General features: G+C 40.9%; 14 protein-coding genes. 2 read left to right on the forward strand and 12 right to left on the reverse strand.

What is annotated here, in order from left to right; genetic code table 11:
• Position 1: 1 nt before the first annotated feature.
• The 9 genes from ACBP55_RS25455 to ACBP55_RS25495 all read right to left on the reverse strand — a co-directional run bounded on the left by ACBP55_RS25455 (position 2) and on the right by ACBP55_RS25495 (position 12281).
• A complete protein-coding gene (locus tag ACBP55_RS25455; RefSeq protein ID WP_171643309.1) occupies positions 2–925 on the reverse strand; it encodes a carbohydrate ABC transporter permease in 924 nt (307 codons plus the stop codon).
• Positions 926–1037: 112 nt separating this feature from the next.
• On the reverse strand, positions 1038–2417 hold the full coding sequence (locus tag ACBP55_RS25460; RefSeq protein WP_464645676.1) for an ABC transporter substrate-binding protein: 1380 nt from the start codon (positions 2415–2417) through the stop codon (positions 1038–1040).
• Between the two features lie 674 nt (positions 2418–3091).
• Positions 3092–4366 (reverse strand): ABC transporter substrate-binding protein, encoded by a 1275-nt coding sequence (locus ACBP55_RS25465; protein WP_464645677.1) that lies wholly within the window; start codon positions 4364–4366, stop codon positions 3092–3094.
• 27 nt (positions 4367–4393) lie between these two features.
• Complete coding sequence (locus ACBP55_RS25470; RefSeq protein ID WP_464645678.1) at positions 4394–5383, reverse strand: substrate-binding domain-containing protein; 990 nt, start codon at positions 5381–5383, stop codon at positions 4394–4396.
• Positions 5373–7169 (reverse strand): sensor histidine kinase, encoded by a 1797-nt coding sequence (locus ACBP55_RS25475; RefSeq protein ID WP_464645679.1) that lies wholly within the window; start codon positions 7167–7169, stop codon positions 5373–5375. The genes ACBP55_RS25470 and ACBP55_RS25475 overlap by 11 nt, the downstream gene beginning before the upstream one ends.
• Positions 7166–8803, reverse strand: a complete 1638-nt coding sequence (locus tag ACBP55_RS25480; RefSeq protein ID WP_464645680.1) for a response regulator — start codon at positions 8801–8803, stop codon at positions 7166–7168. Before ACBP55_RS25480 ends, ACBP55_RS25475 begins: the two co-directional genes overlap by 4 nt.
• Positions 8804–9112: 309 nt before the next feature.
• Positions 9113–9925: a carbohydrate ABC transporter permease gene (locus ACBP55_RS25485; protein ID WP_464645681.1), complete on the reverse strand. Its 813-nt coding sequence runs from the start codon at positions 9923–9925 to the stop codon at positions 9113–9115.
• On the reverse strand, positions 9922–10761 hold the full coding sequence (locus ACBP55_RS25490) for a carbohydrate ABC transporter permease (RefSeq protein WP_464653409.1): 840 nt from the start codon (positions 10759–10761) through the stop codon (positions 9922–9924). Before ACBP55_RS25490 ends, ACBP55_RS25485 begins: the two co-directional genes overlap by 4 nt.
• Positions 10762–10961: 200 nt before the next feature.
• The gene (locus ACBP55_RS25495; RefSeq protein ID WP_464645682.1) at positions 10962–12281 is read right to left on the reverse strand and encodes an ABC transporter substrate-binding protein; all 1320 of its coding nucleotides are present in this window, start codon (positions 12279–12281) and stop codon (positions 10962–10964) included.
• 173 nt (positions 12282–12454) lie between these two features.
• On the opposite strand from ACBP55_RS25495, the gene ACBP55_RS25500 reads away from it, so the two are divergent.
• The gene (locus ACBP55_RS25500) at positions 12455–14197 is read left to right on the forward strand and encodes a cache domain-containing sensor histidine kinase (protein ID WP_464645683.1); all 1743 of its coding nucleotides are present in this window, start codon (positions 12455–12457) and stop codon (positions 14195–14197) included.
• Entirely contained in the window at positions 14194–15693 is a 1500-nt protein-coding gene (locus tag ACBP55_RS25505) for a response regulator transcription factor (RefSeq protein ID WP_464645684.1), read from the forward strand. Before ACBP55_RS25500 ends, ACBP55_RS25505 begins: the two co-directional genes overlap by 4 nt.
• Positions 15694–15740: 47 nt before the next feature.
• Here the strand turns inward: ACBP55_RS25505 and ACBP55_RS25510 are convergent, their stop codons facing one another.
• The 3 genes from ACBP55_RS25510 to ACBP55_RS25520 all read right to left on the reverse strand — a co-directional run bounded on the left by ACBP55_RS25510 (position 15741) and on the right by ACBP55_RS25520 (position 17893).
• A complete protein-coding gene (locus ACBP55_RS25510) occupies positions 15741–16307 on the reverse strand; it encodes a benzoate/H(+) symporter BenE family transporter (protein WP_464645685.1) in 567 nt (188 codons plus the stop codon).
• Positions 16255–16851, reverse strand: coding sequence for a benzoate/H(+) symporter BenE family transporter (locus tag ACBP55_RS25515; RefSeq protein WP_464645686.1), 597 nt, complete (start codon positions 16849–16851; stop codon positions 16255–16257). Before ACBP55_RS25515 ends, ACBP55_RS25510 begins: the two co-directional genes overlap by 53 nt.
• A 214-nt stretch (positions 16852–17065) precedes the next feature.
• Positions 17066–17893, reverse strand: a complete 828-nt coding sequence (locus tag ACBP55_RS25520) for a LysR family transcriptional regulator (protein WP_464645687.1) — start codon at positions 17891–17893, stop codon at positions 17066–17068.
• Between the last annotated feature and the right edge of the window lie 79 nt (positions 17894–17972).

Here is a 17972-nt window from a genome sequence, read left to right on the forward strand (position 1 = left end):
TCTACGTTAATTCAATGGTTTCTCTCTTCATCAGCCTCTGAAGGGTTGCTGTGGTTATTAATGAGAGAACCAAAATGAGGACGCCAATCGCTGACGCATAACTGAACTTCCCGAATTTGAATGCATTCAAATACAAATAGGAACCCATAACCTGTGTGGCATTATCTACTCCGCCTTCAAAGGTCATAATCGTGACGATGACGAATGATCCATTGAGTGTCGTCATGACAATCCAGAGAACGGATGTCTTGATTTGTTCCCACGACAGGGGCAGGGTAATCAGCCAAAACTGATGCCATTGTGACGCCCCATCAATGTCAGCTGATTCAAATAACGACGATGGGATACTAAGTATACCGGCAACCAGCAAAATGATCGTAAAGCCTATACCTGCCCAAATAGATGGCGGCAAGAGCGCAAATATCGACCATTTATCGCCTAACCAAGCGAAATCGTACTTTTTATCTGTAAATAAAGAAATAAAGGAATTCAAAAATCCAAGGTTTGGATTATACACATAACGCCATAGGACGCCGACCACAACAACAGAAAGTACATTAGGTATAAAGAAAATGATTCGATAAATACCCGCGCCTTTGATGTTGAAACGGGTTAGCGCTACCGCGAAGAACATGGACAGGACCATAAAACCAATGACTTTGCCGAAGACTAGAATGTAATCGTTTCGAATTGTCTTCATGATCACACTGTCATGCATCATCTCATTGAAATTTCCAAGACCAATAAAGTTATAGGTTTCAGAGCCGCCTGACCAATCAAACAAACTAAGATAAATACCTTTAAACATCGGGTAAACGGTAAATACGAGATAAAGAAGCAAGGTTGGAAGGGTAAAGGAAAGAATGAAGATATTACGCTTCATCTTCGCTGTGCCGGTTCTAACACTTTTTTTCTGATCGATCATGCCAGTTGCGGCTGTCTTGCTCTCTTTCATACTTTCCTCCAATCTAAATTTCTGAATGATAATAAGGGAATGTGATGATCTCCCTCATTATCATTCAAATCCTTCATATGGCTTATTTCTTTTCTTTGGAGCGAATTTTATCAGTCGCTTCTTCCATGCGATCTGCCCACTGCTGCGGTGTAATTTCACCTTTGGTAAGAGCAACTGTTGCGTTGTTTCTCGCTGTTACTAGTTCCTCTGGAATAACGATTTCAGGCGCAACGACGGTATTCGGCGAATTATAGAATTTGGCTGCTTCTTTCGTTAGAGCCGGTGCATTCGTTCCTTCGAGATCCGCCTTGATGTTAGAAGGGGCTTTGGAAAGCTCTGCCCATGCCTTACTTTGTTTTTCTGTGAAAATAAATTGCATGAACGCTTTGGCCGCTTCAGGGTTCTTCGCTTTCTTCGCTATTGCTACAGTAGAGGTGTATGGATTCGCTACGAACTTACCACCTTTGTCTTGGCCGATGGAAGGTAAGAATCCAAATTCAAATCCTGCTGGAATGTCCTTCGCCATTTCACTCTCAACCCAAATGCCAGTCGGTATGAAAGCCGCTTTATGCTGCAGCCATTGGGATTGGGAATCCGTGTGGTTCAGAGCCGGTGACCCTTTGTCGATGAGGCCTTTGTCTCTCATTTCCACAATTTTAGCAAGTGACTTCATAACAGGTTCGCTTTTCCAAACACCCTTTTCAAGGGAATTAATTTTCTTAAAGATGGATGTATCATAGTTGTTCATTGCAATGATCGTTGGGTCTAATAAGCCCCCATTGATGTAGTACGGATAAACCCCCGTATGAATGTAATCACTCATCTGGCCATCAGCTTTAATTTTTTCACCTAAAGCCATGAAGCTTTCGAAGTCTGCAGGCGCTTGCCAGCCCTTATTCTTGAATAACGCTTTATCATAGAACGTTCCCCAAGAACCGAAGACTAACGGCACGGCAAATGCTTTTCCTGGTTTATATTCCTCAGGCTGAGCGATCAGGAGATCGAGAATTTTCTTCCCATCTACGTTCTTCGCATCCTTCAGCCAATCTGTAATATCCATAAGTTGGTCATCCGTAACCATTTGTCTTGTATTGGAGCCGGCTCCATCGATGTATACAAAATCTGGCGGGTTACCCTGAATCCAGCGCGGTTTCATTTGATCATTAATTTTCGCTCCAGCGGATTCTTTGATCTTAAGGTCCGGGTTCAACTTCTGGAAATCGCCAATGGCTTGTTTCCACCACGCGTCTCCATACCCACCGACAAAATATTGGATCTCAAAGTCCCCAGCAAGCTTTGTTCCCCCTGGCTTTGCGCTATCAGCCGGTTTGGTGCTTTCGATCGGTTTTACACTTTCAGCGGGCTTCGTACTCGCATTGTTACTTCCGCAACCCGTTAGTGTAAGAAAAACAGTCGTCGACAAAACCATACTCCATGCCATTGCTTTTTTTGAATTAATCATTGAAACGACCTCCCTAGAATTTTGCGGAGCACACCTGTTTCGGAAGCATCCACTTCGAACAATTGTCTATTGGTTCGTGCATCTTTATCATATTGATTTTCCCGGTATACAACCATTGAAATTAGTACTGTAAATAGTTAAAAATGTACTGTCTTTTGTAACTTTTTAAAGAAAGACCTGAGACTTTACCTCAGGTCCTTTGTGTGTTAATCCATATGTTTGAGCTCAGGGAGGGAATTGGATATAGAGCTCCAACCGCCTATATCCGCTTTCTCCATGATCATCTTCTTTTCTCTGCAGACCGATTTTGGAAGCTGTCGAAGAGCTAACGAACCGTGCACACGCAATTGTCCTCATCATGCGCATACTCGAATGGCTAACGAATCGCAGCCTCGTTACGTTAGCGAAAAAGCGTGATTTGGGGCTGTCTTTCCTGCAATAGCGTTTTCTCGATTCGTTAGACTATCAAAAGCCCGCTTTTGGGCTTCATCACGTTTTCTGAGTTCGTTAACGTTTGTCCACAATGAATCGACAGCCGACTTTGCACAATTGCAGAAGTTTTTGAATGGCCACCTTAGAAAGGGGATACCCTTAAGCTCTACCTCGAAACTTATACTTTCTACGGACAAAAACAAAGGCCAGGAATATTTTCCTGACCTTCGTTCTTACATGGATTAGTGACTTTTGTCGAGAGCGATTTGCTGCAGCCGATCGAGTGCTTGTTTGGGTGTCATCTGGCCGAGCAAAACGGTTTGCCCCATATTTCTGGTCGCGTTAAGAACGGCAGACCACGCTGGATTATTAATCGGGTAAAACCGAGCGCTTTTGATAGAGTTAAGATTTTGTTTCATGTATGTATCGTTTGCCGCCAATTTATCGCCTACCGTACGAATTGTAGGAAGAAACCCTTCCCTAAGGACAAATTCTTCATAACGTGCATCCTCGTAAATAAAATCGAGAAATTTAGACAGCGCATCCTTATTGGTATGATCAGTTTTGAAAGACATCCAAACGTCCTGCACACCTAGTACCATAGGAGTCTGACCCTCTTTTACCGGAATCGGTCCTTTCGCCCATTTTAACCCTGGAAACTCCTGAGGTACGACGGCCTCAAAATAATTGCCTGAGATCAGCATCCCCAATTTGCCGTTTCCTAGAATCCGCTGTTTTTCGTCGCGCGTCGTGATTGCTGGCTCTGGGTCCGTTAAACCCTTTTCATAGAGGTTTCTTAGAAACGTTATACCTTCCACATTTTCAGGAGAATTGATAACCCACTCGCCATCCTTCATCCAGCCTCCTCCGGCTCCGAAGAAAAAATAGGTGAGATAGGCCCAAATTTCATTATCCGTCAAATCGACACCGAAACCGTCCACTTGTTTCATATCTTTGATTTTGCGTGCATCTTCCTCTAGATCTCTCCACGTTTTTGGCGGTTCTGTAAGACCAACTTCATTGAAAATATCTTTGTTATAATACAATTCCCGGATGGTCGTTACATAAGGAACCGTATATTGAATGCCCTGCATTTTACTGCTATCCATAAGAAAAGGGTAAAATTTATCCTTCAATTCGGGAGAAAGAAGGTCCTCCATACGATTTAACAGTCCATCCTTAGCGAAATGCGCGTATATGTTCGTGAGCAGCAAATCTGGAGGTTGATTGCGGCTGATCATGGTATTGTAAGCACTATCTAATATGTCCCAGTTGATCACTTGGAGTTCGACCTTTATGTTAGGGTACCTCTTCTCGAACTCCTTCACTAAGTTTTCAAAATAGGGTCTAGTAGACGCACTATACTCAGGAGCCACAAACGTAATAGTTGCTTTAGCTTCGGGATCGGCCGAAACTGGATGATGAGCGTCCCCCCACATGCATCCGGTAAGCAGCATTGTCGTAAATTGAAGGAGAACGAGCAAAGAACCCATTTTTCTCTTATGTAATTGGCTCATTATTTGATCCACCCTTCCGTCACATCGCTACTTTTCCACCAAAGGGAAGAGAAGCTCTTGATTTTCCTGGGTATACATGTTTTCTTTCGTAATGACAATGGCATCTATATTCACCTTTGGGTTCACTTTGATTCCGTTTAGGGCCTGTACCGCCGTTTCCACGGATAAATAACCCATATTGAACGGCTTTTGGATAATTGTCGCCTGTAAGATGCCTTCCTCCAAAAGTTTGATCTGGTAAATGGAACTATCAAAACCGACAATCTTGATACGATCTGTCCATCGTTTCTCTTTAACAGCCCTGGCTGCCCCTAAAGTAGCCGCTTCATTCAAACCGGCAATGCCTTGGATGTCCGGATCCATGGACAGCAGATTCTTCACCCGGTCATACGCTGCATCCTCTGTCCCATCAAACTCGTAATTACCTGCAAATAGGGCTCCAGGAGAATCCGCAATTGCTTCCATAAATCCAACCATACGTTCCTTTTCAGCTAACGATCCTAATCTGCTGCTTAGCGTCAATACTTTATATAATTTGCCTTGCTGCCCTTCGGTCAATACGATTCCGGCTTTTCTTCCCGCTTCCGTATTGTCGGTTGCAATAAGGCTTGCCTCTACATGGGGATAGATCGGTGAATCGATCAAGATAAGCTTAGTGCCAGACTCCTTTATTTTTTGAGCGGTAGGGGTAAGCCGATCGTAATCTGTAGCTGCGAGGATGATAGCATCGGGCTTTTTCTCAAGAGCCTCGTCTACGTTGCGAATTTGTCCAGCCGTATCCGTTTCCGATAACGGTCCCGTAATGTCGATATTTACATCGAATTCCTTTGCAGCTGCCTTCACGCCTGTACTAACCATCTGCCAATAGTCTGAGCGAATATTGTTCGATTTCAACACGATAGCGATCTCAAACTTTCTTTGTTTCGTGAATCGCAGCATCTCCACGCTGTATACTACTAAAAATCCAATCACAATAACGAGCAGTACGGCCAAAAAAACAGGCTTCTTATGTGCCATCTATAACTCCTTTCTGGACACATTTGGGTAGTACGATCGTAACCTTAGTACCTTCCCACTTTTCGCTCTCAAAGGTAAGACCAAACTCATTTCCGAATAATTTAATTCGCTCATTCACATTGCTGACCCCAATCCCCCCGATGATACCCTCTTTCAACTTCAAAATTTGGTCCAGCTTTTCCTGCTCCATGCCTACTCCATCATCCGCAACGACAAACACAATGTTATCCCCATCTGCTTGCCCAGTTATTTTAACTAAGCCAGAATCCAACTTATTTTTGATTCCATGATAGATCGCATTTTCAACAATAGGCTGTAAAATAATTTTGGGAATATGAACTTCAAGGATACTGGGATCAACATCGATCTGAAAGTCAAGCTTATCCTTATATCTCATCGTTTGAATCAATAGATAGTTGGTGATATGCTCAATTTCAACTCGCACGGGAACCGTTTCATTATTTTTATTAATAATGGAGCGAAACAGCTTGGCTAAAGAAGAAGTCATCAGAACAACTTCATCGTGCTTTTTACGTTCCGCCATCCAAATAATCGAATCCAAGGTATTGTACAAAAAATGGGGATTGATCTGTGCTTCAAGCAGCTTCATTTCGCTCTTTCGTTTGCTTTCCTCATTCTGAATAATTTGATTCATTAAATCTCTAATTCGACCCACCATGATATTGAAGGTATGACTCAATTGTCCTATTTCATTCTTGCTCCGAAATTCCGATCGGATGCTGAAGTCCCCTTTTTCCACTTGCTTCATGTTGCTTTGTAGCATCTTGATGGGTCGTGAAAGGTGGCGGGAGATGAAAAAGGAGAGGTACAAAGCGATCACTAAAGCTAAAATCGTCCATAAAAAATAAGACAAATTGATTTGATATTGGTTGGCGATCAGCTCGCTTGCATAGGCGACGCCGACGATTTTCCATCCAAAATGAGTCTCTTGGATCGTGTAAATCCGTTTTTTATTTCCTTCCCCCGTTATGAAGCTGCCACCGCTGGATTGTTTGACCTTATCGATCATCTCCGTCTTTAGATGGCTGTTAATAAGCTTCTGCTGAGGGTGATAAACGATGCTTCCTTGCTTGTCGACGATGAATACATATCCTCTTTTTCCCAGGTTAATGTGATTACAAATGTCATTGATGACACTCAAATTCAAATCAACCAAAAAAATGCCTTCTCCTGTAATACCGTCTGCACTCTTCAGTTCCCGACTCAATGAAACGACCCAGCGGTACTCATTCTGGATAATGTTCTGGACGTGCGGGGCAGAGATGACCGATTTACCACCCTCCGCCTTCGCATTTTTGTACCAAGGCTGTTCCACAATATTGGCGTTTATGTTCAAACTTGTAATTCTGCGGTCAGAGACAAATCGGTTGTTATAACCAAAAACCATGATCGAGGCAATATCTTTACGGGTAATTAAGATCGATTGAAATAAATCGGATATTCTTTTCTCATACGGCCTACGTTCCTCATCGTTTATGAAGCTCGTCTCCGTAATGTAATATTTCACATCTTTGTTCGTTGATGCCAGCATAGAGATATCTTCCATATTGGTTATGTAAGATTGGATGTTGATATTAATCTGTTGAATAATTTCAGATATGTAATGTTTGGAATTCGTTTCTACCGCGTCAGCCGAAAGACGATAGGAGATATAACTCGTGATTATGATTAAAAATAAGATTAAGCAAGAAAAGACGACAGAAATACTGGATTGGATGCTTCTAAATTTGAAAAGAAACAACCCGACATCCCTTTCTTTTCTCATTGAATTTTCTCCCTCAACAACTTTTCTCGATATTCGGTAGGGGTTGTCCCTGTATTTTTTTTAAACAGCACACTAAAGTATTGGGGATCGCCATAGCCTACTTTTGACGCAACTTCATAGGATTTCATTGGGGTATGCTGCAGCAAATCTTTGGCTTTTTCAATCCTAACTCGCGTTACATATTCCATAATCGTTTGTTCCTTATGCTGCTTAAATACAGTACTGAAGTAGCTTTTGCTCAAATGTACATGGCGGCAGAGGTCATCGACAGTAAGGTTCTCATCAGAATAATGCTTCTCGATATAGGCAATCACATTCAGAACTTGCATTTTCGTTTGATCGTTTCTTTGCTCCGAAATATATGAAATTGCTTCTTTACAAATCGTGTTGAGCCATGTTTCAATTTCATCCAGAGTTTTGAAGCGATTGATATCTTCTAGTAGAATTTCATGTCCTTTAAAATGAGCGCTGTCATCTCCAACCAGCTCGTGAATCATAGTCATGATAGCAATAATAATCGCTTGAATTTGTAAATAACAGGCTCCCAATGACATCAAGGAATCCTTTAATTTGCTGATTAATTGCCCAATTAGAATTTGAGCTTCCTCGAACGTCCCCGTTTTTATCAACGTAGAAAACTTGCGGTTCCATTCGATATCAAGCTGCTGCACGGGCTTATTGGCGCCTTCCATATCCAGGATGCTGATGACCTTATTTTTACCATGCAAAAAACGGTAATCCAGTGCGGAGATTGCCCCGTTGTAAGAAAGAGGGAGCTCGTTTAAGGTGCTGCACAGCTTACCAACACCAACCGTTACTGTGAATTTCAAATATTTCTCCATGCAGAAGCGAATCACTTCAGATAAGCCCATCGCAGTTTCATTGAGTCCTTCTTCCGCCTCCCCGGAAAAAATAACGATAATTCGTTCTTCCCTCGTTCGAAAGACGATTACATCTTTACCCTCCATAACTTCTTGAACAATATTAAAGGCCGCGTATCGGAAAAGCTCAGGATCGTTTTGCCATCTTTCTTTTTTTATTTCGTCTAAGTCATCAATGTCTATAGCTACAACAAGATAAGGTGGAGATATCAGCGGAAGGCTGAAATATTCAAACCTATTATGAATGGTTACATCTCTTAATGTCCCGCCCACTAACTGCTCAAGAAAGCGCTCTCTTAATAATGGTAAGCTTTGATGAAGTTGCATTTTAAGGTGAGAGAGATTTTCGCGATTTTCCGTTTCCCTATCCATCTCTACTTTCACTTTATCAAGCAGACTGCGAAGTTCGTTTGCCGTAATAGGCTTTACGATAAAATCGTGTACTTTCAAGCGCAGTGCCTTCTGTGCGTAGTCAAACTCATCATGACCGGTAAGGATGATCACCTTAATATAGGGATAATTCAAATGAATTTGTCTAGTCAATTCAATTCCGTCCATAAATGGCATACAAATATCAGACAAGACGAGGTCTGGCTTGAGTTCTGAAATTGCTTCCAAAGCTTCTTTGCCATTCCGATAGTCTCCAATACATTCAAAACCGTGCCGATCCCACTCTATGCTCTCCTTTATTCCTTCTCTCACTTCAATTTCGTCATCAACGATCACAATTCTATACAGAGTGTACACCTCCATTAATACGGCTTATCAAAGGAGAACGCTTTCAAAAATTCCCAAGTTTTGTTTTCTAATATTATACAAGTCTTTACTCTCATCGGGAAGAAGTTTATTTTGTACTATACGCCTAAGGACTCCTCCATACAACATAAATAATAAGCGTTCTCCCAATAGAGTGAACGCCTATCTAAGCCCTACCTTAAAAATTAAACATCCAAACCAAGTTTCTTCAAATAATTGAAGCTGGTCGTTAAGCAGTCAAATGGATTTCGACCATAACAGTCGTCTTGTTCAACCGGCATTCAAAGTCTTCTGGGGCATTCTCACCTATCCTTTAATGGCTCCATCCGCCATACCTTTTACAAAAAACTTTTGAAGAAACAGATAAACGACTGTAATTGGCAACATCCCCATCAAACATCCAGCTGCTACCCAATTAATATTACTTTGGAACTGTGAAATAAACATGGATAGAACAACGGGAACTGTTTGAAACTCTCTTTTTTGCAGAAAAAATAAGGAGAATTGATAATCGTTCCAAACTTGGACACCAATTAATATAACAATAGTCGCAGTGATCGGTTTTAATAATGGCAAAATAAGACGAAAGAAAATAGCATACTGATTGCAACCGTCAATGACGCCTGCTTCATCCAATTCCTTTGGTATTGTACTTATAAAGCCAGTATAGAGAAAAATGGTCATTGGAAGAGCAAAAGTTACTTGCGCTAATGAGATTGCCCAGTACGTATTAATACCTCCAATATCCACAATCAATTTATACAAAGGTACCAGAATCGTAAGTGCAGGGATAATTAAGCATGATATGCAGACGGTGTAAATAAAATTATTCCATTTGGTTCTATGTCTAGCCAGCGGATAGGAAGCGATCGAACCTATAAGAATAACTAACACAAGAACGACAGCTGTGATGATCATATTGTTCAGAATCGCTTTACCTAAGTGCGCTTGATTCCAGACGTCCACAAAGTTTCTAAGACTTAAAGATGCAGCTGGAAGCCACTTGGAACTTACATTGCTTGCACTCTTAAATGATAAGTTTATTAAAATATAAAAAGGAACGATATGAACAATCGAGATAAGCCCTATGATTATATACTTCAAAATGTTCTTACTCACATGCTCACTTCCTTCTTACGCAGCATTCTCAATAAGGTCAAGCTAACAATTCCAATGAGTATAAACATCACATTCCCCAGAGCAGCAGCATACCCAGCGTCTTGTCGCGCAAAGTACAAGTTATACATCATCGTAGATAAGGATTGAGACGCATAGCCAGGCCCCCCGTTGGTCAGAGCCACAATAACGTCAAATAGCTTCAAACCACCAATGATATTGACGACAACATTAATCGTAATTGACGGCATCAACAGCGGTAATGTTACATTTTGGAATCGTGCAAACCATCTGGCGCCATCGATAGAAGCAGCTTCATAATAATCTTTGGGAATCGATTGTAAACCTGCCAAGTAAATAATCATCGCTACTCCCATAAACTGATAGGTATTCACAAAGGTAATAATCCCGACAGCCACAGGGCCATTAGCGAGCCAATCGGTGGGAGCTTGATGAAACAGGACCCTAATATCGTTAATCGCTCCACCATCATATTGAAAAAAGAAATACCAAATGTATCCCATAATCAACGGACTAATGATAACTGGCAGATAAACAATGGTTCTGACCAGCCCTTTTCCACGTATTTTCTGATCTAGAAACAAAGCATATGCAAGGCCTAGCAGGTTTTGAAACAGTGTGCTTCCAAGCCCATATATAAGCGTATTCTTCATCGTTATGAATATTTTTTTATCCGTGAGCATCTGCGCATATTTATCCCAACCTATCCAGTTAGACGTTGGCGAGTAGCCATCCCAGTCTGTAAAAGAGATTCTAATTCCTTTGACCATTGGATAAAAAATAAATAAACCAAACAAAAGCAAGGCAGGTACGTACATGATATTTAACGCATTTGGAGACAAAAGCAGCTTTTTAATCCAAATAGATTTATGTATTTCTACGCGATTTCTATTTTGTATCGCTTTCGTATCTACAGTATTCAATTTTTCTCTCTCCTTCCGAACTCACTATGGCGGAACAAAGAATAGCCTCTAACCATAATTGCTATTAGGGGCTATTCATTTCCATCTATATTCCCTTATTTTGTAACTGTTGCTCTTAAACGAGTGTATTCTTTTTTCATATTTTCAGAGAATTGCTTAGCTGTAATTCCGCCAGCAATGATATCTTGACCATTTTTACACATAACATCCCACATACCGTTCGGTAAAAATACACGATCAAAATACGGAAGTACGCGCACATCTTTATACTGCTCATAGTATTTGCTTAAATCGCCAGCATCCACTTTGGCACCTTTGATTCCGGAAGGCAACGCATTCGATATTGCCACCAATTGAGCATTCTCAGTTTTTGCGTAGAAAGCGACAAACTTTTTGGCTGCTTCAATGTTTTTGGAATCTTTAGAGACTCCCCATGTTGTTTTTTCACCGCCGACAAAGGTAGGGCTGTCACCTTCAACGATAGATGGAATTGGCATGAAACCTGCTTTCAACTGTGGATTCACTTTCTTTGCTTCTTCAATTACATAAGCTCCGTAGAAAAGAAAAGCCGTTTTTCCTTCTGCTAATGCTTTCGCATCATCATTGTACTTAGCTGTTAAGACATCTTTGTTTAAGTAACCTTTTTTGTATAGATCAGCAAACATTTGAGCGAATTTATCCCAGTTATTCCAATCAAAAGTACCATCTAGCAGCTGGGCAGAATTGTTTTTAGCGGCGCTTGCATAAAGTGGAGTAGCAAAATAGTCAAAATACTGTCCCACTGGCCAGTTATCTGAGCCCCCCATATGGAAAGGTGCTACAGTACCTCCACTTTTGGTTTTAATTGTTTCAGCCGCTTGCATCATTTGATCGTACGTTTTTGGAACTGCAATGTTGTATTTTTCTAATACATCCACATTGTAAGCAATTCCTGATTTATCTTGATCCATTGGCAAAACATATACTTTACCTTTGTCGTCCGTTACAGCAGGTTTAATAGCATCATCTAATGCTCCAACCCAAGCTTGATCTTTCAAATCAGCCAAATACTGGCCATACCTGATTTTGGCCCAACCATGGGTAGAGAAAACATCCGGGAGATCATTACTTGCCATTTTTACTTTCATTATGTTTTCGTAATCTTTACCTGGAGCGCTGAATTCAACTTTGATCGTTGGATTCTCTTTGGTAAAATTATCAGCGATTGTTTGTAAAACTTTGGCTTGTTCACCGATGGCGTTTGTTGCAACACTAATCGTGACTGGCTTAGCTGTATCCTTCTTATCCTCTTGCTTTGTTTCTGTTGTTGCAGCAGGTTTGATATCGGCTGCCGGTTTGTTTGAGCCGCAAGCGGACAAAATTCCTACAGTTGCGATTAGTACGCATAATGTGGCTTGAAATTTTATACTTTTCATCTTTCTCTTCCCCTCAAATATATTTTGTAACTGCTTACATTCATATCCTAACATGAGTAATAACGTTTTCAATGATGGATATCTACACTCTGATTGTGATTTTCTACACAGTTCAACTTGGATTGACACGTCAGCCCCCCTCACTATATGCTTGTCTCTTAGGAGGCGCTTTCATGACAATCAGCTTATCTCTTCGCAATAAATTAATGATTATTTTTACGGCAACTATTATTTTGCCTTTTCTTACATTAGCCATTATTTTACCTTATTATTTCAAAAGCTTGATTAGTGAAGAAACGCAGCATGTAACCTCGGGTGCCATGAACTCCTTATCAAGAAACTTAGAAACGTATCTGGATGACTTGGATCGTCTGACCTTATTACCTTACTATAACGATGAACTTATACAAGCCCTCAAAATTACCGCATACCAGTCCAATTCGAGCTTGGACGATTATACTAAACTAAAAACCTCTCGTGCTCTCAATGGGGCCTTGCCCAGTTATTTGATCAGTACAAGAAAAGAGATCTTAAACACGGTTATTGTGACTAATGATGGACAAGGACATTTGAGTAGCAGGTTTGATGCGACTAATCTTGTGCAGGGCTTTCCTTATCAAGAGCAGAATTGGTTCCAGAAGGCGCTTCTAGCTAATGGTAATGCTGCTTTTTTAGGATCTCATAAACAAGACTACTTATCCGGAACGATGAACACTCGTGTATTCTCAGTTGCTCGTATGATCAAAGATCCCGATTCCAAAGAACCTATAGCTGTTATCATAGCCGATGCAGATTATGGGGCACTCAGCAAAATAACGGAAGATATTTCATTTAGTATGAATTCCATGATTGTGATTATGGATGAGGACAATCAACTGCTGTATTCCAATAAAGAAGTACCCGACACTTTGGTGACTCAACTCGCTAACAAAAGCAGCAAGATTGCAATCGGTGACCAAAAATATGTAACCCTTTCCAAAAACTTAAAATCTGCGAATTGGACTATTGTCGTGCTTCTTTCGGAGTCAGAAATGAATACGAAAATACAATGGATTTCCACTGTTGCTATCATTGTCTCCGCCGGAGGTATCGTGGTCACTTTCATTCTTTTTATGTATTTAACCAGATGGATCGTAAGGCCATTTAAACAAATGAATGGAGTCATGAAAGAAGTCCGGACTGGAAACTTACAAGCACGTTTTACCTCTATCGGAAAGGATGAGATTTCACAGCTTGGACAATCCTTAAACAAGATGATTTTTCAATTGAATGATATGATTAACCGCGAATATAAGATAGCCCTTTCCCTAAAAGAAGCAGAATATCAAGCACTTCAATCACAAATTCAACCTCATTTTCTTTACAATGTATTAACAGGATTTATTGGTTTGAATCAATTAGGTGAAAAGCGAAAGCTTGAAGATGCCATATTTGCCTTGAGCGGTATGCTCCGCTATATTCTTGCCAATAATCAAACCACGACAATTGAACAAGAGTTTCACATTTTGCAGGGATATGCCCTGCTTCAAAAACTCCGGTTCAACGAGAAGCTGCAAATTGATATCGGCTACGAGAAATTTGTAGGTTCTTTTCAAATTCCTAAGCTTTTGATTCAACCGATTGTGGAGAATGCGATTATTCATGGCATTGAGCCTAGTGATAACCCAGGTCTTGTTGAAGCTAAAGCTCTTATTTATGTTCATGAAGATAAGGAATTCATCCAAATCAAAGTACGTGATACTGGGGTCGGATTCGAAATGAGTGACATTCAATCAACCAATCATCATATTGGAATTTCTAACGTAAAAGCAAGATTAGAAATGCTTTATCCTGATGCTAGTTTCATGATTCAGAGTCATCCTGGAGTGGGGACAACCGTTCATATTACCATTCCACTAAAAGGAGCACATTTATGAGAATTATCATTGCCGATGATGAGACTTGGGTTAGAACAACAATTAAAAATATGCTGCTGGAGCTAGACATGCATCTCGATATTGTTGGAGAAGCAAGCAATGGTGAAGAATTGATTGAAATGTCTCAAGTGCATCAGCCTCAGCTCGCTTTCATTGACATCCGTATGCCAAAGATAGATGGTCTAGAGGCAATTAGAGTAGCCAAAGAGCTGTCACCTCAAACTAGATGGGTCATTTTGTCAGGTTCATCCGACTTTAAATACGCACAAGAAGCCATTCGACTAGGCGTTAAAAATTACCTATTAAAACCAGTTGACCCCCAATCATTGTCTAGGTGTGTAGAGGAGATTTCAGAGGATTACAATCATGATTTGGTAAAAGGAAATGATGAATTCGAGTTTTTAATTTCTTCTTTCGTATGGGGAAACAGAACTTTACAGGATTTATCTGGGATTCAATCTTATCAGTTTTCCGGCATCCTTATTTGTATAGACAGTTCATTATCTGAATCTTTAAAGCTCCAACTGATACAAACATGGTTGAAAGAGATTCATACCCATATGAAAAGAACGATGAATCATAAAGATATCAGGTATGCCAAAATTACTCTGCGTAATGGCGATTATGCGATTATCACAGCCTGGAGTCCGTCGCATCATGCAATTATGTTAAGTATACGCTCAGAGCTAGTCCATTTTATTAAATCCAAGATGATAGAATATAAAACCGATTACTTTTCATTAACTGCATTGCAAAGTGATATTAGTAATGATTTGGAAACATGTATTCATCAAATTTCAAGTCTTCAAAACGCATCTCCGCTTCGGACCGTCTTACCCCATAGTGGAGTATGGTTAAAGAAAGATTTGGATTTCTATCAAAATAACGATCAGCCTATCGTTGAAATTAGCCGAACTGTTGAAAGGATCGTCCGCAATTATCAAAGTAATGAATACTTATTCTATAAGAAAGAAATAGACACCCTGGAGCGACAATTAGCTTCTCTTCCCCTGCATCAGATCAAAACCATTCACGCCATTTGTGAATTCTTTAATACGACTATCAAAAGATCGTTTGACCCTAACATTCATTCGAAAATATGGATAGAAAAGCTCAGGGAATTCGGCGAGAAATTGTTACCAACTTCAGCTAATAAAGACTTGGCCAATCAGGATCTGATTAATCAAGTCATTCGCCATATTGAACAGCATTATATGGATGATATCAGCATCAATCAACTAGCGACTCAATTCAATATTACGCCTAATTATTTGAGCACACTCTTCAGCAAACGATGCGGAGTCACGTTTTCGAGGTACATTACCCAGATTCGTATGCATAAAGCTAAGGAGATATTGATAGAAAAGACGAACATGAAAATTCAAGAAATAGCTAACCAACTTGGTTATTACAGCAGTAGTCATTTCATCAAAACCTTTTCGGAATTTCATGGTACTTCCCCTTCTCAATTTAGAGAGCAGTATCTTGATAAATAAAGAACGGCATCCGGAAGCATCTGCTCCCGAATGCCGTTCTTTGGGTCTTAGTTACTGAAGGATTTTGTTCCCTTATTGAACTTTCCTTCACCGAAAATTTGAGCTGAAAGTATCCCTACCAACAAAGACCATACAGGCGAGGATATCCCAACAAATGAGACATTGGAAATAGCGATTAGAAAAGCAAACAGAGTCGAATATCGATAAGACGACTCTGAGAACGCGGCTTGCATGCTATTTAACAATACAGCCAGGAGGGCAAATCCTGACAGCATCGTAATAAAGGCGGAAGGGAGCATTTCAATAATCATAATGACTTTCCATGCAAATATACCGAATAAAGTGACCAATCCCCCGGAAACTAGAGCTGCACCTATCCGATTCTCCTTAGGGCCTGCTTCCTTACTGCTGCATAGAGCTGTCATCATCCCCCCAATGTTCACGGCATGACCTCCAAAAAAACCGGCGATTAGCGTGCCAATCCCTGAAAGCACAAGCGTCTTGTTAACTGGAGGTTGATAATCATTTTTCTTCAAAGCAGCTAAAGCCACGGCAATATCGTTAGTCAAAATCAGAACGGCAATCGGAATCGCAATCGAGAAGAAACTGTGCAAGGTAAAGGAAGGAATAATGATATGGGGTAAAGCAAACCCGGAAGCTTCCGGGGACTGCCGGAAAATCATTTCCGATGACAAGCCCCAAGACCCCAAAAAGGATCACCCCTAGTAACGGAGGGATTGATTTGGAAATTTTGGGTGCGATAAAAAAACCTAAAATGGCCATCCCGCCAATCAGAGGTGAATCCTTTAACGCCGGAATGATATTCACCACATATTGAAGAACAAGACCGGCTAGCATAGCATCAATAAAAGGCTTTGGGATGAAATCCAACGCTTTACTGAATAATCCCGTAAAGCCGAATACAGCGATAAGCCCACCCGCCATAATGAAACCGCCTGCCAATTCGTTCAGCGTAAATTGATCGACAACCGTGCTTAGAAAAGCAACAGCCGTGATCGAGTGCGCCCCGGCAAAAGGGATCTTATATTTTAACGTCAATACCAAATTTAGAATACCGCCTAGGCAGTAAACGCAGAACAACCAGGAAATAAGCTGCGAACGGCTGAATCCCGCTGTTACTGCACAATTTATGATCATGATGGCGCCTCCCGTGCAGGCCATCAAAGATGACATAACACCGGTCGATAGGTTTTGTGAATTCAGAGCTGACATATACCTCCCCAATCTACCATTTCGTTTTTTCTATGAGAAGGTGATTACTCAATACTTTAATAGTAGCTTAGCCTCATGGACAAGTAACCACCCAATTTCGAGATTTCTTTCCCAACCAATCCCGCTATTCATTCCTGTATCATCCTTCCTCTCCATTCCTTAGATGATTCAAGAAATACCAAACGCTCTTGGACAGACGTTCGGCAGGCCGTGTAATAACACTTGCTACGACAGGTATTGGTGTGAACGTTGTCCAAGGCATCAGCCTCCCATACGATAGCTCTAAACTGGCTGCTGATTCCAAGATCACTCCGTACCCCATTCCCTGTATCACAAATTGTTTAACAGTCTCGGTGGTATCGAAATGCATGATCTCCATATCCCCTGCATTATTTATGGGTAAGGATACAACATCTCGAGGTACGATCATCTTTCGGCTATGAAATGACAACGAAGGTTGAATACCTATCAACCGGTCCTGAGCGAATGGTGAGACTCGGAACGAAAAATGGTCGTCTGGTGGCTGCAGCGTCATTCCGATATCAATGCTGCCCATTCTGACTAATCTCTCAATTTCCTCATCCGTTCTAGTTAGCAGTTCTACGGTGATATCGGAATAGGTTTGAGTAAACGAAAACAAGAATTTCGGTAACAAATAAGCGGCGACTGCCTGGGAGGCAGCTACAATGATTTTACCTCGATTCCCTAGTCGATATTCCTCCATGGCCCGATAAATTTGCCCTTCTAATGATAGCATGGTCTCTGCATACTCCATCAGAGTAAGTCCTGCATCTGTCACAGCGATATCCCGGCCAACAACCGTAAACAGCGGAACTCCTACTTCCTGCTCTAAACGCTTAAGCTGCATGGAAATCGCTGGTTGGCTCACATAGGTTTCCTTGGCAACTTGAGTAATGCTCCCCTTTTTAATAACTTGCATGAACAAGGACAAGTGTTTCGTATTCATAAGCGCCCCCAAATATATAACTATATTATTATGATTACATAATTTTAATGATATTTGTATTATAGATCAAATCATGTCA

Source organism: Paenibacillus sp. WG02 (assembly GCF_055396115.1).